Origin of the sequence: Rhizobium sp. WW_1 (genome assembly GCF_003610155.1) — a bacterium.
Lineage (GTDB): Bacteria > Pseudomonadota > Alphaproteobacteria > Rhizobiales > Rhizobiaceae > Rhizobium > Rhizobium tropici_A.
Map to the genome: position 1 here is coordinate 20039 of NZ_RAIN01000020.1, position 20899 is coordinate 40937.

19 protein-coding genes are annotated in these 20899 nt (G+C 57.2%); 13 read left to right on the forward strand and 6 right to left on the reverse strand.

What is annotated here, in order from left to right:
• Positions 1–23: 23 nt before the first annotated feature.
• The 4 genes from BJ928_RS32895 to BJ928_RS32905 all read right to left on the reverse strand — a co-directional run bounded on the left by BJ928_RS32895 (position 24) and on the right by BJ928_RS32905 (position 2060).
• Complete coding sequence (locus tag BJ928_RS32895) at positions 24–536, reverse strand: hypothetical protein (protein WP_047635918.1); 513 nt, start codon at positions 534–536, stop codon at positions 24–26.
• Positions 529–969, reverse strand: a complete 441-nt coding sequence (locus BJ928_RS32900) for a hypothetical protein (protein WP_245432656.1) — start codon at positions 967–969, stop codon at positions 529–531. Before BJ928_RS32900 ends, BJ928_RS32895 begins: the two co-directional genes overlap by 8 nt.
• A gap of 129 nt (positions 970–1098) precedes the next feature.
• Positions 1099–1833 (reverse strand): hypothetical protein, encoded by a 735-nt coding sequence (locus tag BJ928_RS39520; protein WP_245432657.1) that lies wholly within the window; start codon positions 1831–1833, stop codon positions 1099–1101.
• Entirely contained in the window at positions 1830–2060 is a 231-nt protein-coding gene (locus BJ928_RS32905) for a hypothetical protein (RefSeq protein ID WP_245432659.1), read from the reverse strand. Before BJ928_RS32905 ends, BJ928_RS39520 begins: the two co-directional genes overlap by 4 nt.
• A 74-nt stretch (positions 2061–2134) precedes the next feature.
• Here BJ928_RS32905 and BJ928_RS32910 point away from each other — a divergent pair, with 74 nt between their 5' ends.
• On the forward strand, positions 2135–3514 hold the full coding sequence (locus tag BJ928_RS32910) for an HWE histidine kinase domain-containing protein (protein ID WP_052227947.1): 1380 nt from the start codon (positions 2135–2137) through the stop codon (positions 3512–3514).
• Positions 3515–3772: 258 nt separating this feature from the next.
• Here BJ928_RS32910 and BJ928_RS32915 read toward each other — a convergent pair whose 3' ends face one another.
• Both BJ928_RS32915 and BJ928_RS38635 read right to left on the reverse strand, forming a co-directional pair.
• Positions 3773–5956 (reverse strand): histidine kinase dimerization/phosphoacceptor domain -containing protein, encoded by a 2184-nt coding sequence (locus tag BJ928_RS32915; protein ID WP_183079487.1) that lies wholly within the window; start codon positions 5954–5956, stop codon positions 3773–3775.
• Positions 5898–6476 carry a biliverdin-producing heme oxygenase gene (locus tag BJ928_RS38635; RefSeq protein ID WP_147413967.1) on the reverse strand — a complete coding sequence of 193 codons (579 nt, stop codon included), beginning with the start codon at positions 6474–6476 and terminating at the stop codon, positions 5898–5900. Before BJ928_RS38635 ends, BJ928_RS32915 begins: the two co-directional genes overlap by 59 nt.
• A gap of 418 nt (positions 6477–6894) precedes the next feature.
• Here BJ928_RS38635 and BJ928_RS32920 point away from each other — a divergent pair, with 418 nt between their 5' ends.
• The 12 genes from BJ928_RS32920 to BJ928_RS32975 all read left to right on the forward strand — a co-directional run bounded on the left by BJ928_RS32920 (position 6895) and on the right by BJ928_RS32975 (position 20681).
• The gene (locus tag BJ928_RS32920) at positions 6895–7218 is read left to right on the forward strand and encodes a hypothetical protein (RefSeq protein ID WP_047635920.1); all 324 of its coding nucleotides are present in this window, start codon (positions 6895–6897) and stop codon (positions 7216–7218) included.
• Between the two features lie 271 nt (positions 7219–7489).
• Positions 7490–10924: a response regulator gene (locus tag BJ928_RS32925; RefSeq protein WP_047635921.1), complete on the forward strand. Its 3435-nt coding sequence runs from the start codon at positions 7490–7492 to the stop codon at positions 10922–10924.
• The gene (locus BJ928_RS32930; protein WP_245432663.1) at positions 10921–11760 is read left to right on the forward strand and encodes a CheR family methyltransferase; all 840 of its coding nucleotides are present in this window, start codon (positions 10921–10923) and stop codon (positions 11758–11760) included. The genes BJ928_RS32925 and BJ928_RS32930 overlap by 4 nt, the downstream gene beginning before the upstream one ends.
• A complete protein-coding gene (locus BJ928_RS32935; RefSeq protein WP_047635923.1) occupies positions 11757–12323 on the forward strand; it encodes a chemotaxis protein CheB in 567 nt (188 codons plus the stop codon). Before BJ928_RS32930 ends, BJ928_RS32935 begins: the two co-directional genes overlap by 4 nt.
• Positions 12324–12327: 4 nt before the next feature.
• Positions 12328–13881 carry a response regulator gene (locus BJ928_RS32940; RefSeq protein WP_047635924.1) on the forward strand — a complete coding sequence of 518 codons (1554 nt, stop codon included), beginning with the start codon at positions 12328–12330 and terminating at the stop codon, positions 13879–13881.
• A gap of 319 nt (positions 13882–14200) precedes the next feature.
• On the forward strand, positions 14201–14440 hold the full coding sequence (locus tag BJ928_RS32945; RefSeq protein WP_047635925.1) for a hypothetical protein: 240 nt from the start codon (positions 14201–14203) through the stop codon (positions 14438–14440).
• A 61-nt stretch (positions 14441–14501) separates the two neighbouring features.
• Positions 14502–14816, forward strand: coding sequence for a hypothetical protein (locus tag BJ928_RS32950; RefSeq protein WP_047635926.1), 315 nt, complete (start codon positions 14502–14504; stop codon positions 14814–14816).
• Entirely contained in the window at positions 14809–15063 is a 255-nt protein-coding gene (locus BJ928_RS32955; protein WP_047635927.1) for a hypothetical protein, read from the forward strand. The genes BJ928_RS32950 and BJ928_RS32955 overlap by 8 nt, the downstream gene beginning before the upstream one ends.
• 118 nt (positions 15064–15181) lie before the next feature.
• On the forward strand, positions 15182–15553 hold the full coding sequence (locus tag BJ928_RS32960; protein WP_082011995.1) for a hypothetical protein: 372 nt from the start codon (positions 15182–15184) through the stop codon (positions 15551–15553).
• A gap of 162 nt (positions 15554–15715) precedes the next feature.
• Positions 15716–16090, forward strand: coding sequence for a FixH family protein (locus BJ928_RS32965; protein ID WP_047635929.1), 375 nt, complete (start codon positions 15716–15718; stop codon positions 16088–16090).
• Positions 16087–17514: an efflux RND transporter periplasmic adaptor subunit gene (locus BJ928_RS32970; RefSeq protein WP_052227949.1), complete on the forward strand. Its 1428-nt coding sequence runs from the start codon at positions 16087–16089 to the stop codon at positions 17512–17514. Before BJ928_RS32965 ends, BJ928_RS32970 begins: the two co-directional genes overlap by 4 nt.
• Complete coding sequence (locus BJ928_RS32975; RefSeq protein WP_047635930.1) at positions 17511–20681, forward strand: CusA/CzcA family heavy metal efflux RND transporter; 3171 nt, start codon at positions 17511–17513, stop codon at positions 20679–20681. The genes BJ928_RS32970 and BJ928_RS32975 overlap by 4 nt, the downstream gene beginning before the upstream one ends.
• The last annotated feature ends 218 nt before the right edge of the window (positions 20682–20899 follow it).

A 20899-nucleotide genomic window follows, 5' to 3' on the forward strand; every position in this document is an offset into this window, starting at 1 on the left:
CGTCATGGGTGTTCCACACCCGGTCAGGAGAGCAGTCGCACGGCATAGATTTCCGTTGCCGGCAATGGCCGCAAGCGGGCCGCCATCTCGGCCTTCAGTTCTTCGAGACGCGCGTCTTCCTGAGGCGTCCGGCTCGGATTGGCCCCGAGCGTGACGAACTCCTCGCGCACGTGGCCGGGCTTGATGACGGCCTCCGCAGTTCTGTCGCGATAGGTAAAACGGAAGACATAGGGACCCGGCGGATCGCTGATCACGTCCTTGCCGCCAATCGAACGGTCGATAGTGAGCCGGCCATCCGTCAATGCGCGCGTCACCATCTCGATCGCATCGCGGGCGCCCGGACCGGAGAAGGCCGTCAGGATGGAAATCTCCCGTCGTTCGGGCGGTGTCTCGGAAAGCAGGGCAAAGGCCGCCTGCATGGCCTTCAGGCCATGCGCGACGCCGCCCGGAAAGCCGCCGCCGTGAAAGACGTTGATATCGTCGAAGGAGAAAACAAGATCCTTGCCGTTTTCACGGACAGTGATGGTGTCATGCATGGAGATAGGCCTTCAGGTTGGGGACGAAACGGTCCAGGAAGCGCGTGGTGGCAGGCATGAAGTGCGAGCCGTGATGAAACATCGGGTCGAGCGTGGAGAGGATCATTCGCCCCGGTGTCGAGACGTCGTCGACATAGAGAATGGCGCGACCCTCGGCGTCGGTCAAAAGCACCTCTGCACCCTCGGGCGGTTGGAACCAGCCATGCAGGTGCCAGGTGACATCCTCCTTGACCATGCCCCGCATCAACGGGTGATCGGGCGCGACGATCGAGACGCCGAGATCGGCCTTGGGATCTCGCCACCACCACCAGTTGGTCGGCGTTTCGGTAAAATCGATGAAGGGAAGCCAGAGATCGGAGCGGCTTTCACCCAGCGCCACCACCGTGCCACCCGCCTCAAGATGATCGGCGACAACCTGGCGCTGCGGCATCATACGCTGGGCCGGCGTACGGCATGGAACCCAGAGGATATCGTCCGGCCCGAGCGCGCACTCAAGCTCTTCCGGCGCAACGATCTTGTCGAAAGCGTTGGAGTAACGCGGTCCCTCAAGGCTCCGAATGGCCTAGTAGGAGCCGGCCGATGGAGCCACGATGCGCCGGGATTTGGCGGTCGCCGACTTGCTGCCGCCAAAATCTTCCGGTGCTTCGAGTTCCCGGCCGCCGGCGGGGTCCGCGAAACCTACGCGCGCCGGATCAAGACAGGGGGCGCCGCCAGCCCAATCGAGAATTCGTTGCGTGAGTTCGGGTGCAAGCCCCCAATCCTGACCCATGGCGCCGAGATCGTTGCCCGCATGCGAAAATACGCGCCCGCCGCCCGGCCTTGCCCAGACCCAGTCGACCGGCACCTGAGCTTCACCGAGGCCGTTGACGGCGACGGCACCCTCCGGCAACGGATTGCAGCCGCGGCCATAGAAGCCCGCGACACCCTTGTTGGTTTCGATCTGGGCCAGGTCGATCCCGGCGAAGATCGAGTGCGGATTGATCGATGTCAGAACAAAATCGGCCCTTCTGGGCGTATCGATCGGGCGGTACTGCGCCATGCCGTCGAGAAGCGGGCGTACGATGTGTCCGTTGAAGAACCAACGGCCTCCGCCGTCAAGAAAGGCGGCAAGCGCCTCCCTCATGCCGAGCATGGCATTCTGGTCCAATTGGTTGCCCGTGACCAATCCGCGACTGGCGAGCAGCCGCTCGCCAGTCAAATCGGTCTGTTCTACGATTACGATCAGGCCCTCGGCCGCGGCCTTCGCTACCGTCTCCGAGGGAGCGTCGTAGGCGGATTTCAGATAGATGACGCTCACGCCGCCGCCTCGATCCCCGCAAACGCCGGCAGGATGGCCTTGCGCGCCTTGCCATCGGCGCCAGCTATATCGACCCAGGACATCGGCACGCCGTAGAGTTCCGAAAGCTTTTCCGGCTCGATCATGTCCGCGACCGAGCCGCTGATTTCGCGGCCGGCCGGCATCATCAACAACACATCGTCTGCAGCCGCCAGGGCATGGTTGGGGTCGTGCGTGGTGAACAGCACGGCCTTGTCGCGCCGGTGTCTCAACGCGTTCAGAAGATCGAGCGTCCGCGACTGGTTGCCGAGGTCGAGAGCGGATGTCGGTTCTGTCCGTCGTCTATCGCATGAGCCCCGATTGGCGTGAAATGCGTTATCTGCAAGGCAAGGATTTCATAGCAGACACCGACAATCCGAGCGAGAGCTGGTTACAGCGGTATATTCACCCCGATGATCAGGAGATGATCACGACGGCCGTAACAATTGCAATTGCGAACAAGACGGTGTTTGAGCTCGAACATCGTGTCATTCGTGTCGACGGCAGCCTGGGATGGACTCACTCCCGAGCGATTCCTATTCTCGACGGCAACGGAGAGATCGTTGAGTGGTTCGGCGCCGCCCATGACGTCAGTGATCGAAAGCAATCGGAGCAAACCCAACAATTGCTGCTCAACGAGCTCAACCATCGCGTCAAGAACACACTTGCCTCAGTTCACGCGATCGCCCAGCAAACCTTGCGCACGTCGCCTGATCCTTCAGCCTTCGCCACTGGGTTCAGCGGGCGTTTGCAGGCTCTCTCACGAGTGCACACCTTGTTGACGAGCTCGAATTGGGAAGGTGCTGAACTGCATGCGATCGTCCGCGACCAGCTCTCGATAGGCGCGACCGGCGACGACAGGATAACGGTGATCGGACCACCGGCACGTCTCAATCCGCAAGCATCGCAACACATGGCCATGATATTGCACGAGCTCGGTACGAACTCTCTCAAATACGGCGCGCTCTCGAACGCGACTGGGCTGGTTTCGCTTGGCTGGTCTTTGCGCGACGCCCGTCTTCATCTCGACTGGAGGGAGAAAGCCGGACCTCCGATCAAAACGCCTCTCGGCCGTGGCTTCGGCACACGGTTTATCGAGACGGTTGCAAAGGGTGAAGGCGGTACCGCAATGATGTCGATTGAGGATGGTGGGTTGAACTGGGAAATCGTCCTGCCGCTTGCAAGCGCAAATGCTTCCTTTGCGAGTTCGTCAAACTCGCCCGCTGATCGCGCGCATCCCGAAACCGCGACACAAATTCAGCTACCAACAATCAGCGGAAAGACATTCGCAATCATCGAAGACGAGCCCCTGATTGCATTCAATATCGCGTCTATTCTGGAACAGGAGGGCGCGCGCGTTGCCGGCCCCGCTCTCAGCGTCACCGATGCCTTACGCCTGATAGAAGTTTCCGAACTGGACGGCGCTTTGCTCGACGCCAATTTAAGAGGCGACGGAGTCGGCGATGTCGCTGCCGCGTTAATAAGACGAAACATCCCCTTTGCATTTGTGACCGGCTATGGACGAGAAGCCCTACCCGCGAAGTTTGCCAGTGCGAGACTTCTTACCAAACCTTTCACGGAGCAACAGCTTCTGAAAACTGCGATCGAGATTGTCGACCAAGACGATAGTGTGCTCCGCTATCGGGCTTCTGGACGCGAATGAATGCAGATGTTCCGGCGGTGATTGTCACGGGGCAAATGCCCGATATCATCAATTATGGGCGCCAAGAAGCTCCGGGGAATTGTGATGCCAGCAGGCGAAATTGCCTAATCTGAAAACTTGCATTCGGTTAAGCATCGTCTCTGGTCGCCCAAAGTCGGCGTGACACAACAGAGGCACCGGAGGCGAATTCGAATGCGTTAACGCGGCATGGTCTCTTGCATTTGAAGTAAAGTCATAACGGCCTATGATTCCACCTCGTTAGGAGCGGAACTGGACAGGTATCGTGACAATCGTTTTCAGTCCAGGATTGTTGCTGGTTTCCTGGAGTTCTCCCCCGAGACCGACGACAATTGCATCTAACATCTTGCTGCCGAAACCTGTAGTAAGGCGTGTCTTTCCCGTGCCTCGATCGGCGATCGTCAGGCGAATGTCGTTAAGATGATGATCGAGAACAGCGCTTGTTGGTCCCGGACCGCCTCCATATGCGTACTTGTTCGCGTTGGTGATCAACTCTGCGAAGATGAGCCCGACATTGATAGCCCGATCGGCATCCATCAGCACTGGCGAAAAACTGCTGCTGTGGCAACTGCGCCATTCTTCTCCCATGGAGAGAAACAGCTCCTTGGAAAGATCACTGAGATATCGGGCAAGATCAACCGCTCCGACGTAATTGTCCGAATAGAGCCGCCTGTGAACAAGCGCAACCGCGGAAATTCGGCTTCTCGCGTCTGTAAGCTGCTCGACGACCGACATATCGTCGCTTTCCCGCGCCTGCATCTTCAGAAACGTCGAAACGAGCTGCAAGCTGTTCTGGACCCGATGGTTGATTTCCCGCATCAGGAAATCCTTCTGCTTGAGCAATTCATCCTTCTGTTCCAGGGTCTTCTGCAATTCTTGATTGAGCCTTGCAATACGCTCACGCTGAAAGCTTTCGGATATCACACGGCCAACACGGTGGATCGCATCTATATGGTTGTTATTCCATATGTTTGAACAACCACGAACCTCCTCGGACCAAGCCGCGAAGGATGCGCGCGGTGAAAGCGATGCAGCGGTCGAACCGGTCAGTTCCTTATGAGGATTCCCGGCCCATTCCACAACCTGCGCCTTCTCCGCCCGCAGCCATATCAGGAACAGATTTTCCTGCAGCGGGAGCTTGAGCATCGCCAGCCCGCTTGCGACCGCCACCAGATGAGCGGGAAGATCGGATAATCGACCAAACGCATGGCAATGAAACATTCCGTCTCCCAGCCTCGGCTCCGATATCTTTATAATCGTGCGAAGCTCATCCAATTCCGGAACCATACCGGACCGGGCGACCAATACCTCTCCGCTGAGAGCCGCAAAGCCGTCCGATGCCATCATCTCGCGTAGATTGGGCGCAGCCTGTATCAGCAATTCCCGCACGGGAGCGCTGAGCTGAAGCGTCTCGATCAAACGATCCTCATGCGCGCGAAGTGTGAGGCGTTCACGCGCATTTTCCGCTTCATCCTTGGCCTTGATCTGCCGAGCCAGGCTGCTTGCAAGTGCCATCGCAGCAGCGCGTACGGCAAAGGGCATGCGCAAAGGCGTGGCATTGTGACAAGCGATCAACCCCCAAAGCACGCCGTCCTTGATGATGGAGACCGATGCACTGGCGCGTACGCCCATATTGCGCAGATACTGCAGATGAACAGGCGAGACGCTTCGCAACGCTACGTCGCTCAGATCGACAGTCTGGTCCTCGCCACGCGACCAGCGCAAAGGTGCCGGCAGATAGGTCGCATCGGGAATGGCCCGGACACGGTTACGCAGATAGAGCGCACGTGCCTGTCTCGGGATGTCACTGGCGGGAAAATGATGATTCAGGAAAGGCGGGAAGACCTCGTTGCGGTCTTCTGCGATGACTACGCCGGAAGCATCCTCCGTGAATTGATAGATCATAGTCCGATCGAAGCCGGTGAGCTCGCGAAAGGCCGTCGCCGCGATCTCAAAAAGAGCCGAGGTATCGGGCGATGTTTCGAAACGTTTGGCTATCGCATCCAAGTTCGAAAGAGACTGTTCCGGCGTCAATTGCGAGCTTTGGGCTGGCTCAAGCTCAATCAAGATGATATCGCCGACGATATGGCCAAGAACATCGTGAACTTCGCCGTCGACCTCATGTTTGCCCACGATGATTTCGTTGGTTCGCGGAGCTTTTTCGATGCTGGCAATGACATCGAACGTAAGCAGGTCGTCAATCGGCCGACCTAACCAATTGCCTCCAAAATGCACCTCTATCGCGCCTGCCCCGCCAATGACCCTGCCGGTGGCCCGTTCAACGACGAACAAAAGACCGTGCGGCTGAATGGATCCGGGGATGTGTATCGGTTCGCGATCGCATGCGGTCTGATCAACAGAGATTTCAGCCGGCATTGCCAAACAGTCTCCGATAGTTGCTTTCGAACACGCCAAATGCTGCAATCGCCGCTTGATTGCAGCAGTCCTCATCATCGATCCACGTTGTCTCAATTATGTTGAGTATCGTCCGCCAAGACCGCAGATTGTACACCTGCTGCGCTAGATGGCGTGCCCCAAGACTGCCGGACAATCCGAGCTTCGCGGCCCGGTTGATCAGAATCCCCGCTCCGAGGCCCGAGCCCTCCACCACATAAAGAGTTCCAAGGATCGCCGGCATTGAGACGGAGGCGTTAACCACCGCGGGCGACATAACATTATTACCGCCAAGATCACGAACGTCTTCCAGGAGCTGCGGGACGATCTTTCGCCGCGTCCAATTCGGTACCAGCGCGTCAATCTGACTTGCCTCGAGGATTGCTTCCAGCTCAACCCGGCTCGCAAGTGTTGCAGTCAGATACTTTTCATAGGACGAGATTGACCCAAACATCGCGAGTTCTTTGTTTAGTCCATCCAGTCGACGGTGATGTGATTCCGTTGCCGATTTCAAACGCGAACGGCGACCTGACAATAATTTTGCGGGCATAAAACTTATATTCCTCAAAACGACAGCCTTGCTTCGAGCCGGACCGCCCGACTAACAACTCGACACGCGCATGATTTGTTCCGAGCAAATCGTAAATAGATCCCTGCGGTGAAACAGTAATTGGCGTTCCGTCTTCCTCGACGGCGCTAGCGATGCTTCGGCTCTTGCGCCATTCACACGAGCCTTGCGATCAATGCGAAGATTGGCGGGGCATCGGCTCCAATCCAACTGCCTTTTGTCTTTGCTCGCTTCTATTGTCTGCTCGCCATCCAGCCTTAGCGACAATGCTGAATTTCGCGCTTGGTGAGCCAGCAGATAGCCTTCAAAAGGTCTAGCACCGATTAATAAAAGTTAATGCGCAAAGCCCACATGTGCCCTAAGACGCCGTGCAGATAATTCACGAAAGCGGGACGAGAAAATGCTTCGATATCACCATCTGACGGATGGTATACTCAGACCGGAAGAAGTGAAATTTCTCCAGGTCATCTTTGCCACGATTACCGCTGAACCGTGGTTTGATTTGACCGATTACAGCCGCGAATCGCTCGCCGCGCGACTGATCCGCTTGTATCAAAACGGCTTCACCGACGCGGAGCGGCTCCAAGAGCTTGGGTTTTTGACCGCTCAAGCTCACTTCGGTCGAAATACACCTGATGAGAAGCGAAGGGCCTTGGAGCGCCTTTACGACCTCGAAGGGCGTGGAGCTAATGGTTCACACGACACCAGAGGCTCGAATGATTAAATGCCGAAAGATCGACGCAAACACTTACCCGCAAAGAATGTATGTGGGCATGAGCTTCACATTTTCGAAAAAACCTTGCTTGCCTAAATTTTGGATCGCATATGACTTAGCATTTTCCACTCACAATATTTGCAAAGGTAGCACCGCTTGATAGTTTCAACCGATCGCCTACTTTGCTTCGGATGTGATTCTATTACCGCTTGTTTTATCTATTTGGAGCGTTGTGAAATTGAAACAACGCTGCCTTTTCCCAGAACTTAAGAGAATATCCATGAGCCAATCCGCAACGTCCAAAGTTACGAAATGGAACCTTGGCCTTGATCCGGTCGTCGCATTTAGCCTTGTTGGGGCGATCGTTTTCTTCCTGATCAGCGGAGCCTTTGCCTACATCAACACGAGTATATTGCGCGAAAACACGGATAAGATTGTCCGTTCGCACGCGATCATGATAGCGCTCGACGAGTTGCTTTCCAGCGCGCAGGATGCCGAAACGGGACAACGCGGCTTTTTGCTGACGAACAACGAGCGCTATCTGGATCCCTATAATTCGGCGTTGAATGCCGTCCCGCAGCGCCTTAGGGAAATAGAAGAGCTAACCGCAGACAATGCTGCTCAACAGCGCAGGGTTGCAATCTTACAGCAACATGTCGACGCGAAACTTGCCGAGCTGAAACAGACGATCGACCTGCGAAAGGCACAAAGCCTCGACGCAGCCCTGGCTGTTGTCAATTCGGATCAAGGCAAGGTGGAAATGGACGCAATCCGTGCCCAGCTTTTTGCCATGGGTCAATCCGAGACCGAGCTGCGCTCCCAGCGCCTCGACGAGATGAACGATGCCTACCACACTGCTCTCGTGGGCAGCGTGCTGACCGGTGCGCTCGGAATATTGCTCACGATTGTGATGGGCTTGCTCATTCGCAGGACCACACTCACGCGCCGCCGCGAGGAGTGGTTGCAATCCGGCAACCTCGGACTGGCGTCCGCTCTTGTGGGTGACCAACGCACTGAGCAGCTTGGTGATAACATACTTGGATACCTGACGAGGTATGTCGGTGCAGTCGCAGGCGCGATATTCGTCAGAGACCGGGACACATTCCGGCGTGTTTCAACCTATGGCGTTCCTGAAGGAGCGGCGCTCGTCGAGCGCTTCGGCCTGCGCGAGGGCCTCCTGGGTCAGGCCGTGGTAGAAGAATCTCCCATCGTCATTGACGAGGTGCCCGCCGGCTACCTGACGTTCGGCTCGGCATTGGGCAGCAGCAACCCCAACCATCTTGTCATATCGCCCGGCAGCGTCGACGGGGATGTGAACGCCGTCATCGAACTCGGTTTTCTCCGACCTGCTGACGAAGCCGTACTGGAGTTTCTGGAACGCGCATCGTCATCGATCGCAACCGCCGTTCGCTCTGCGAAGTATCGCAGTGACCTCATCAACCTTCTGGAGGAAACGCAACGCCAGTCCGAGGAGCTGCAGGTTCAGGGCGAAGAATTGCGGGTCTCCAATGAGGAGCTGGAGGAACAGGGGCGCGCGCTCAAGGAATCGCACATGCGGCTCGAGCAGCAGCAGACCGAGCTTGAGCAGACGAACTCGCAGCTGGAAGAACAAGCCCAGCAACTGGAAACTCAGCGTGACGATCTGGAGCGAGCTAACACTTCCATCCAGTTGAAGGCTCAGGAACTCGAACAGGCCAGCCGATACAAGTCGGACTTTCTCGCCAACATGTCGCATGAGCTGAGGACACCGCTCAACTCGTCGCTTATTCTCGCAAAACTTCTAGCAGACAATACCGATGAGAATTTAACGCAAGAACAGGTCAAATATGCCCAAACCATTCAATCGTCGGGAAACGACCTGCTGAATCTGATCAACGACATCCTCGATCTCTCCAAGATCGAAGCCGGTCACGCCGATATCAGACTGGAACAGGTGTCCATCAAACGTCTTTCAAACAATATCCGCCAACTCTTCGAACCGGTCGCAGGCAGCAAAGGGATAACGTTCGAGATTAAGATCGCTGACGAATGCCCGGCGATCATCGAGACCGATCTGCAACGGCTTGAGCAGGTTGTAAAGAATCTCCTATCGAATGCCTTCAAATTCACCGAACAAGGACACGTCACCGTATCGATCAATGGGGCTGGCGATAACCGCATCGCAATTGCGGTTTCCGATACTGGTATCGGCATAGCCGAAGATCAGCAGAGGCGCATTTTCGAGGCCTTTCACCAGGCGGATGGCACCATCAGCCGGAGGTTTGGCGGTACCGGCCTTGGTCTCTCCATCTCGAAGGAGCTCGTCCGCTTGCTTGGAGGTAACATTCAGCTTGAAAGTCGCGAAGGACAGGGCAGCACCTTCACGCTCACGCTGCCGTTGACCTACACCGAGGCGGTAGATGCGACCCGTGAGCGCATTGCAACCGGTGTATCCGCTCCATCGCTCGCTCCGGCAGCGAGTGATTCATACCCGTTGCCGCCGCGCAGCCGTCCACTTGACGACGATCGCGCCATTTCACTTGGAGATAAGCGAGTCCTGCTCGTGGTCGAAGACGACGATGCCTTTGCGGAAATCCTCCGGGACTTAGCGCGCGAGGTCGGCTTCCGCGCCCTCGTTGCGACCACCGCACACGAAGCGATAGCACTCGCAAGCCAGTTCGTCCCCAATGCCATCGTTCTCGATGTCGGATTGCCCGATCAATCGGGTTTGTCCGTCCTTGACAGGTTGAAACGCGACGTGCAGACGCGCCATATCCCGATCCATATGGTCTCGGCGGATGACTATTCCGAGACGGCATTTGCGCTCGGCGCCATGGGCTACATGTTGAAGCCCGTCAAACGTGAGCAACTCGTCGACGTCCTGAAAGGACTTGAACGGAAGCTTTCCCAGCGCCTGCATCGGGTGCTGATTGTCGAGGACAATGAAGTGCAACGCGAGGCGGTCGCGAAATTGTTGACCTCCCATGAGGTTGAAACTGTCGGCGCCGGCACCGCGGCAGAATGCCTGAGGCTCTTAAAGGAAGAGATCTTCGATTGCATGGTGCTTGACTTGTCGTTGCCAGATGCTTCGGGCTACGCATTGCTTGAAAAGATCAGCCAGGATGGCGATCATGCCTTTCCACCCGTCATTGTCTATACTGGTCACGTCCTGTCGCCCGACGATGAGCGGAAGCTGCGCCGCTATTCGAAATCAATCATCATCAAGGGGGCGAAATCCCCCGAGCGTCTTCTCGACGAAGTCACGCTGTTTCTGCATCAGGTCGTTTCAGATCTGCCGGCGGAGCAGCAGCGGATGATCCGGAAGGCACGAAGCAGGGATGCGCTCCTCGAGGGACGCCGCATCCTTATCGTCGAGGACGACGTCCGTAATGTTTATGCGCTGACCAATATACTGGAGCCGCGCGGCGCGGAAGTTCAGATTGCGCGAAACGGCCAGGAGGCTATCGACGCATTGAAGAATGCAGCGCTTGGTTCTTCTTCGGCGATCGATTTGGTGCTCATGGACGTTATGATGCCCGTCATGGATGGTCTCGCAGCCACCCGTGAGATCCGCTTGAAACCAGAATGGAGGAAGTTGCCAATTATTGCGCTGACGGCAAAGGCGATGCCCGATGATCAGCAACGCTGCATCGAGGCGGGTGCAAATGACTACATGGCCAAGCCCCTCGATGTGGAGAAACTGCTGTCTCTCGTTCGCGTCTGGATGCCGCGGTGACACAAGATTCAGCGCTAGAAAAAATCGAGGACATTGAGATCCGGCTTTTGCTGGAAGCGATTTACTATCAATATCACTATGACTTTCGCAACTATGCGATGGCCTCGATCAAGCGGCGGCTGAAACGTGCACGGGAGCAACTCGGATTTGCGACGATTTCGGCCATGCAGGAAGGCGTGCTGCACGATCCAACTGTACTTTCGCAGCTTCTTGGATACCTGACCGTCCAAGTCAGCGATATGTTCCGCGATCCACGTTACTTTCGCGCGCTTAGAGAAAGGGTCTTGCCTCACTTACGAACCTATCCGTCACTGAAGATATGGATTGCCGGCTGCAGCAGCGGGGAAGAAGTCTATTCCCTCGCTATTCTCTTTCGCGAGGAAGGCCTGGAATCTCGAACGATTTTCTACGCAACCGACATCAACCACGATGCCCTGCAGGCAGCCGAATCGGGGATCTATGATCTCGATCGCATTCAGCAATTCACGGAGAATCATCGCGCAGCAGGGGGGAAATCATCATTGTCCGACTATTATCGCACAGCATATGGCAAGGCGTCTTTCGACAAGACATTGCGCCAACACGTCGTCTTTTCGGATCATAGTCTTGTGACGGATGCTGTCTTTGGCGAAATGAACCTGATTTCCTGCCGAAATGTCCTGATCTATTTTGACCGTCCGCTCCAGGACAGGGCCGTTGGCCTGTTTGTCGACTCACTCGCAAGAAGGGGGTTCCTTGGGCTGGGCGCAAAAGAGAGCCTGAGGTTTTCGGCTCATGCCGACGGCTTCAAGGACTTTGCACGCGAAGAGAGGATTTATCAGAGGTTGGATCGATGAGCGACGCGATATCGGAGGCGGTCGTGATCGGCGGCTCGGCAGGCGCCATTGAAGCCTTGTCTGCGATCCTGCCAAATCTCCCATCGCACTTCCGGCTGCCTGTCATCGTCGTTGTCCACATCCCGCCCAACAGGCAAAGCGTACTCGCCGAACTCTTCCGCGCTAAATGCCGGCTCGCCGTCGTCGAAGCCGAAGACAAGGAACCGATCAAAGCCGGCACCGTTTATTTTGCGCCGCCCGACTATCATTTACTCGTGGAGACGAAGGATACGCTGGCACTGTCACGCGAGGAGCCTGAGCTCTTTTCGCGTCCATCGATTGATGCGCTCTTCGAGAGCGCGGCAGATGTTTATGGCGAAGGCTTAATCGCAATTGTCCTCACAGGAGCCAATCAGGACGGCTCAAGAGGCCTGTTGGCTATCATCCAGTCGGGAGGAGTAGCTCTTGTCCAAGATCCCGCCGAAGCCTTCGCGGCCAGCATGCCTCGCGCCGCTATCGCGGATTGTCCGGATGCAAAGATCATGTCGCTACAGGCGATAACGACTTACTTGAAAGAGGTATGAGCACATGGGTGCGGTTAAATTCCTGCTAGTCGATGACCTGGAAGAAAATCTGATTTCGCTGGAAGCCTTGCTGCGCCGCGATGAGCTGGAGCTGCTGAAGGCCCGCTCGGGAGATGAAGCGCTCGAGCTTCTGCTCCATCACGAAGTGGCATTGGCGCTCGTTGATGTGCAGATGCCAGGTTTGAGCGGCTTTGAAGTTGCGGAGTTAATGCGCGGCAACGAACGCACGCGACGCGTTCCGATCATCTTTGTCACGGCAGGGAGTGCCGACAGCCAGCGGCGTTTTCGCGGCTACGAGGCCGGGGCGGTAGATTTCATTCAAAAGCCTATCGAGGCGGATATTCTACGCAGCAAGGCGGATGTCTTTCTAGAACTCTACAAGCAGCGCCAGCAGATAGCAGAGCAACGTGACAGACTTGAATTACAGTCGAATTCTCTGCAGGAGGCCGATCGTCGGAAGGATGAATTTCTCGCAACCCTTGCACACGAATTGCGAAATCCCTTGGCGCCATTACGGCATGGATTAGACATCCTGCGGAGTAATCCCGACAGCAAGGCGGCTTCGAATATTCGCGATATGATGGACCGGCAGCTGACGCATCTCGTCCGATTGATTGACGACTTGTTGGATGTCTCTCGCATCAGCCAGGGTAAGATCGAGCTTCGCAAGGAACAGGTCAATATTCAGGACATTGTCGAATCGGCTGTCGAGGCAAGCCGCCCACTTATCGAGGAGGGAGAGCATTTGCTGGAGGTCGAACTTCCGACGAGGCAGCTATGGGTCGATGGTGATCATACCCGGCTTTCCCAGGTGATATCCAACCTCCTTAACAACGCGGCCAAGTATACGCCAAGGGGTGGTAAGATCGAGCTGTCCATCGAGGACACTGGCGATGACGTCAATATCAAGGTCCACGACAATGGACTTGGTATACCGGCCGAAATGCTGTCCTCCGTATTTCAGCTCTTCATTCAGGTCGGTGATCACCGTGAACAGTCGCAGGGCGGCTTGGGAATCGGCCTTGCCCTCGTTCACCAGCTTGTCGCGCTGCATGGCGGAACCGTCGATGCAAAAAGCGCGGGCGTGGGTAAAGGAAGTCTGTTCACCATTCGCCTGCCACTCATCGACGCTCGCGAACCGCCCACTACTTCCAAAGAGCCGGATCCGGAGCCCGCAACTGCGCCATTGATGAAAGCCCTTGTTGTGGACGACAATGTCCTGATTGCCGACGCGCTGGGATGGATGCTGGAGGAAATCGGACACGAATATCGTTTAGCTCACAACGGCGTACGAGCCCTGGAAGTCGCGGACGAGTATTTGCCGGATATAATTCTCCTCGATATCGGCCTTCCCGGCATGGATGGTTATGAGGTCTGCAGGGCGTTGCGCCGAGATGAACGTTTCAGGACCACGCCGATCATCGCCCAGACGGGATGGGGGCAAATGAAAGACAAGGAGTTGGCAGCTCAGGCGGGTTTTGATCATCATCTTACAAAGCCAGTGATGATGACGGAACTCAAGCAGGTCTTGGCGGAAGTCAGCAATCGAAGCGTGTAACTGTGCGAGAGCGGTGCGGCGAGGCGCGCTTGCCTCCCATTGTGATTCGGCGCGGTGATTGGGAGTAAATTGGCGCCACAAGCTATTGGTATTTTAAAGATTGACGGGGTCATTTGGCGGCGCGGTTTCACAATCGGGGAAGGCAAACGGCTAATTTTGCTTTTGCTTCTTCATCTAAAGGTCAATTCCGCCCGACGCTCTGTGTGCCATCTTTCACACACCCTTAGTTGCGCTATCAAGGGCACTCTCTCGTCAACATCCTTAAGCTTGACTCTCCTCGAAAATGAGAACATTTTGGGAACAAAATAAGGAATACGCCATGAGCTCTGCAGAGAAATTTATCGTGCTGCCGTATCGCATGAACCGTGGAAATCTCGTTCCCGGTGAGATGCGCCAGGCATCAAACGTACCGTCTGCGGAGAAGATCGCGGCTTCCATGGCGTCTCGTTTCGCCGGTGTCGCGGCCTATGCTGTGATGGTCGACGAAGAAACCGGCGACATGTCATCCCCTCGTCTGCTGGCCAAGCACGGCGAGATCGCGGACCTGAACGCCGCCTGAAACTGAACGATAGATCGAAAAGGAAACCTGCCTCTGCTCGGCGGGAACGGAGACGTGCGCCATGCAAACGGCCCGCTATAGCTATAGCATTACGTTCGAAGATGCAGAGATCATCCGGGAGCTAATCGCCTTCCTGGGGGAAGACGTCTTTGACCAACGTCGGAAAGACGGCGTTATCGCCAAATCCGATGCATTTCAGCGCCGGATCAGCGAAGTCAGAAACGTGCTGAAAATGATTGGTGCCTACGATGGCGCAAGGATAAGTGACCAACCTTCCGTTAACCAAGGAACCCTACCCTCTCCCGGTGATTCCAGAGTCGCCGTTCGTTTCCCGGAAACGGACGCGCTTACCCTTGAAGGATGTCCCGATGGCTGACGACACCGCAAAGATCGCACGCTCCGCAGACGATATGATGCTCGCAAATCACTTCTGCGAATTCCCCGGATGTGTAAAATGGGGCGGGCTCGGATATGACGTTGGATATGGTGAAGCCCAGTGGTTTTGCTTCGAGCACAAGTGGGACGACTATCGTCTGGGCAAAGCACGCCGCTTCTTCTTCGACGATGAAGCGGCGGGTATCAAGGCGATCATGGCGGAACCTCAAGCCGCGACCATCCGATGATCCTTCTTGTGCAACCATATTGGTGCGGATGAAATGAGTTCATTGCGACCGCCCGTGAGTTCAACACATCTCCGTGAGGCCCTTCCAATTCTCCAATCGCCGTGGCATCGCTGTGACTATGTCATTCGTGTGGACCATCCGTCGCTTGTTCCTGTGCGTTGCCATGCTTGCGGTCTTCGTCGGGCCGATGAGCATTGGGCTTGCAGGTAATGCAATGGCGATGGATGGAGCAGGCAGCAGCATGTCCATGCCCGGCATGAACATGGTCGAGAAGATGCCATGTTGTCCGGATGAGCACCCCACAAAGCCCGATTGCTTCAAGAACTGCGTTCTAGCTCTGCTGTGCACGACGTCTTTTACCGCCGACACGCCGCATGGCGCTTCGCTGCCACTCTCAGAGGCCTGGCAATCGCATCGCTACGAGTTCTTGCCTGCGGCACAATTGACATCGGCTCTTCTTGAGCCTCCTGCCCGCCCTCCCAAAGCCTGATCTCCATCGCTCAATACCGAAACATGCCGCAGTAATTGCCGGATGCCTGGAAGCGTTCGGATAGGCCTGCAGGCGATCAATATTGACCTACGGACGTGATCTGGAAGATCCGTCCCAATGAGATCCATAATCATGAACAGGCTTTCTCTTTCCGGAGGAGCGATGCTCCTCGCCGGCATTCTTGTTGCCGGTTTCGCCACCGTGTCCTTCGCCGCCTCGCAAGACTATGAGTTCCAGCCGGTCTCGACCGATGTCAAGCAAGGCCAGGGATCGCTGGTCCTGGTCCGTCTCGTCGACAAGCGGACAGGCAAACTAGTCCCTGACGCGGTCATCTTTACGACCCGAATGGACATGGCCCCCGAGGGCATGGAGATGATGACCACCCCGGTCTCGGCCGCGTCTTCGACAGAGCCGGGCGTCTACGCATTCAAGACCGACTTCGCCATGGCCGGCGGTTGGCGCTTCAAGCTTGCCGCCAAGGTGCAAGGTGAACCGGATACGGTGCAGGGCGAACTTGTCCTGAAGGCGGCCCCTTGAACCTGCCATCGCGTGTGGCAGCCACGCTCTCCCTCGCCGTATTGCTCGGCGGGGGAGGCTATTGGGCTGGCACGAACAATCTGGGTTCCGTTCTTGGCATGGACCTCACCGGGCAGGCATTGGCCGCGCCTACCGCAAAGAAGACCACGCCGACGGGGGCGATCATCTATTACCGCCATCCGAATGGGTTGGCGGAATTCTCTTTGGCTCCCAAGGACGCATCCGACGGTCGTCCCTTCATCCCGGTGCGTGCCAGTGAAGATGTGAGTTTCGACGGAAGCAAAAATGCCGAGCCGTCGACAAGGACAGCCGACGTGGCCCCACCCACCCCATCTAGCAAGGGACGCATCCTATACTACCGCAATCCGATGGGACTGCCTGACACCTCAAAGGTCCCGAAGAAGGACTCGATGGGGATGGACTACATTCCCGTCTTTGACGGCGAGCAGGTCGACGCCTCCACCGTCAAGGTCTCGCTCGGCAAGCTGCAGCGCACGGGCGTGAAGACGGCCATTGCCGAACTGGCTAGTATCGGCCGCAGGATTGAGATCCCTGGCACGGTGACGCTCGATGAACGCCGCGTCAGCGTCGTCTCGATGCGAACGGACACCTTTCTGGATGATGTCGCCAACGTCACGACAGGCGATCATATCACCACGGGAGAGAAGCTCTTCCAGTTCTATTCGAAGGACATTGCCACCGCAGCTTCGGAATATGCCGCAAGTCGCGGCAACAACGATACCGGACCCGCATTGAGGCTGAGGAATCTCGGCGTACCGCAGGAGGTCATCGATACGATCTCCCGCACACATCAGGTGCCAACCAGCATGGGTTACACATCGCCGCGAGACGGCATCGTCCTCGAGCGTCTTGCGACCGCGGGCATGATGGCAAAACCCGGCGATATCCTGTTCCGCATCGCCGACATCTCTCATGTCTGGGTGATCGCCGATGTTCCGGAGTACGACCTTGCCTCCCTGCGGGTCGGTGCAGAGGCATCGATCAAGATCCGCAGTCTTCCCGGCAAGGCGTTCAAAGGGAACGTCGACCTGATTTATCCCGAGGTCGAAGCCCAGACGCGCACAACCAAGGTCCGCATCGAGCTTGCCAATCCGGATGGCGTGCTCCTTGCCAACATGTATGCCGACATCGATATCGAGGCAGCACCGCCCAATCCCGTTGTCAGTGTCCCCAACAGCGCCGTCATCGACACGGGCGATCGCCAGGTCGTCTTCATAGACAAGGGTGATGGCAGGTTCGAGCCGAAGGATGTCAGCCTTGGCATGCGCGGCGACGACAAGACCGAAGTTCGCCGCGGCGTTGCCGTCGGCGACAAGGTGGTCGTCTCCGCCAACTTCCTGCTCGATGCCGAGAGCAACCTCAATTCGGCGCTAAGCGCGATGACGCAGGAGACCAAGCCATGATCGCACGCGTCATCTCATGGTCCGCCCACAATCTCGTCCTGATCTTTGTCGGAGCCGCACTTGCGGTGGCCGGCGGCATCTATGCGCTGCGCTCGCTGCCACTGGATGCCATTCCCGATCTCTCCGACGTGCAGGTTATCGTCTACACCGAATATCCCGGGCAGGCCCCGCAAGTGGTCGAAGACCAGGTCACCTACCCGCTGACCACGTCGATGCTGACGGTGCCGAAGTCGAAGGTCGTCCGCGGCTTCTCCTTCTTCGGTGTTTCCTTCGTCTATGTTATCTTCGACGATGGTACCGATCCCTACTGGGCGCGCAGCCGCGTGCTTGAATATCTGAACGCCGCCTCAAGCCGCCTGCCGCAGGGCGTCACACCCACGCTTGGGCCGGACGCGACGGGTGTCGGCTGGGTCTATGAATATGCTCTTGTCGCCAAGGAGCTGTCACTTGCCGAGTTGCGATCGCTGCAAGACTGGATCGTGCGGTTTGGCGTGTCGAAGTCCGAAGGCGTGGCCGAGGTCGCCAGCGTCGGCGGTTTCGTCAAACAATACTCCATCGTGGTCGATCCGTCCCGGCTCAAGGCACAAGGCGTGTCGCTCAACGATGTCGCCAATGCCGTCCGGGCCAGCAATACGGATGTCGGCGGCCGTACGATCGAGCTATCCGAATTCGAATTCATGGTGCGCGGTCGCGGCTATCTGAAGGGAATTCCGGATATAGAGAACATCGTGCTGAAGAGCCAGAATGGCGTTCCCTTGCGCCTTGGCGACGTCGCCAGGGTCGAACTGGTTCCAGACGAAAGGCGTGGCATCACCGAGCTCAACGGCGAGGGTGAAGTGGCCGGCGGTATTGTGCTTCAGCGTTTTGGCGCGAATGCGCTGACTGTTATCGACAACGCCAAGAAGAGCATGGATCAGATCAAGGGCAGTCTTCCGCCCGGCACGGACATCGTACCCGTCTATGATCGTTCGACGCTGATCGAGGCCGCCATCGAAACACTCAAGGGCACGTTGGTGGAGGAATCCATCGTCGTCGCACTGGTGACGATCGCCTTTCTTCTGCATGTCCGCAGTGCACTCGTTGCGATCGTCATGCTCCCAGTCGGCATTTTGATCGCTTTCATCGCCATGCGGATGCTCGGCCTTGGCGCGAATATCATGAGCCTTGGCGGTATCGCGATCGCCATCGGTGCGATGATCGATGCCGCCATCGTCATGATCGAGAACGCTCACAAGCATCTTGAACGGGCGCCGCCCGACAAGCCAAGGATGGAGATCCTGGTCGAGGCAGCAAGCGAGGTCGGACCGGCGCTGTTCTTCAGCCTGCTGATCATCACCGTGTCGTTCCTGCCGATCTTCACGCTGGAATCGCAGGAAGGGCGTCTCTTCGGACCGCTCGCCTTTACCAAGACTTTCTCGATGGCGGCAGCAGCCTTGCTGTCGGTGACATTGGTGCCGGCGCTGATGGTGCTCTTCGTCAGAGGCCGTATCGTTCCTGAGCACAAGAACCCGGTGAACCGCCTGCTGATCTGGGTCTACCGGCCGGTCATTTCCGGTGTTCTCAGGGCTAAGGCCCTCACCATCCTGGCGGCGCTTGCAATCCTTGGTGCGACGGCGTGGCCAGCCCAGCACATCGGCAGCGAGTTCATGCCGAATCTCGACGAGGGCACGCTGATGTATATGCCCACCACCTTGCCCGGCATTTCGCTCACCAAGGCGGGTGAACTGATGCAGATGCAGGATCGGATCATCAAATCCTTCCCGGAAGTGCAGACGGTCTTCGGCAAGGCTGGCCGTGCCCTGACGGCAACGGATCCTGCCCCGACGGAGATGTTCGAAACCATCATCACGCTGAAACCGAAATCGCAGTGGCGGCCAGGCGTTACCATCGACAGCCTGAAGCAGGAGATGGATGCCGCTCTGCAGTTTCCGGGCGTGTCGAACGCCTGGACCATGCCGATCCGCGGCCGCATCGATATGCTCTCGACGGGCATCCGGACACCTGTCGGTGTGAAGGTCTACGGCACCGATCTCGGCGAAATGGAGAAGATCGCCCGGCAAATCGAGGGTGTGTTGAAGGGCATCCCAGGGACATCGAGCGCGTATGCCGAGCGGGTGATCGGAGGGTACTACCTCGACATCGTTCCTAATCGCGTGGCGCTCGGTCGCTATGGATTGACAGTCAATGACGTGCAGAGCGTCATCGGCATGGCGCTCGGGTCCGAGGTCGTGACATCGACCGTCGAGGGTCGCGAACGCTATGGTGTTGCGGTCCGCTATCCAAGAGCGCTCAGAAGTGATCCGCAAGCGATCGCCAGGGACGTTCAGATCTCGTTGTCCGGCGGCGGCACGGTTCCGCTCGGCGAAGTCGCCGATGTAAAACTCACTCGCGGGGCAACGACGATCCGCACGGAAAATGGCCAGCTCGCCGTCTATGTCTATGTCGACATCGCCGGCCGCGATCTCGGCGGCTACGTCGCGGAAGCACAGCGGGCGGTGGTGAAATCGGTACAGATGCCGCCCGGCTACTCCGTCGCCTGGAGTGGCCAGTTCGAATATCTCGAACGTGCCGAAGCGCGACTGGCGGTCGTAGTGCCGCTGACATTGGCGCTAATCTTCCTGCTGCTCTACCTGAACTTCAAGGCTTTGACCGAGACGATGATCGTCATGCTGTCCCTCCCATTCGCGCTCGTCGGCGGCATCTGGCTGATGTGGTGGATGGGCTTCAATGCCTCGGTGGCGGTCGCCGTCGGCTTCATCGCCCTTGCAGGTGTGGCTGCCGAGACCGGGGTCATCATGCTGATCTATCTCGATCATGCGATGAAGGAGCAGCGCGAGGCCTGCGAAAAGGAGGGACGTGCCTTCTCGAAACTGGATCTCAACAGGGCGATCATGGTCGGTGCGGTTGAGCGCGTCCGGCCGAAGATGATGACAGTCGTCGCCATCATGGCGGGGCTTGTGCCGATCCTCTGGAGGACGGGAACAGGATCGGAAATCATGCAGCGCATCGCCGTGCCGATGATCGGCGGCATGGTTTCCTCGACATTGTTGACCTTGATCGTAATCCCGGCCGTATACGGTTTGGTCAAGGGATGGCGGCTGCCGACAGCATCCACAGTCGATACGGCCGCAAACGAGAACACCAACAAACTCGCGGCCGCTGAATAGCATTGATGGGTGGACTCTCCTGGAGTTCGCCCATCATGTCCCTTTTCCGAGCGGATCAGCTGCTGCGGCCGTGGAGAGAAATCGTTGAATGACCGAGGACTCTACAGGACGTCGTCCATGCCGAGATTCCAGAGCAGGAGATCAAGCCGAAAGCAACAGTTGCTTGATGTAAGTTCCCGCTCCTGACCTTTGGTATTTTGATATGCAGATCCTGAACC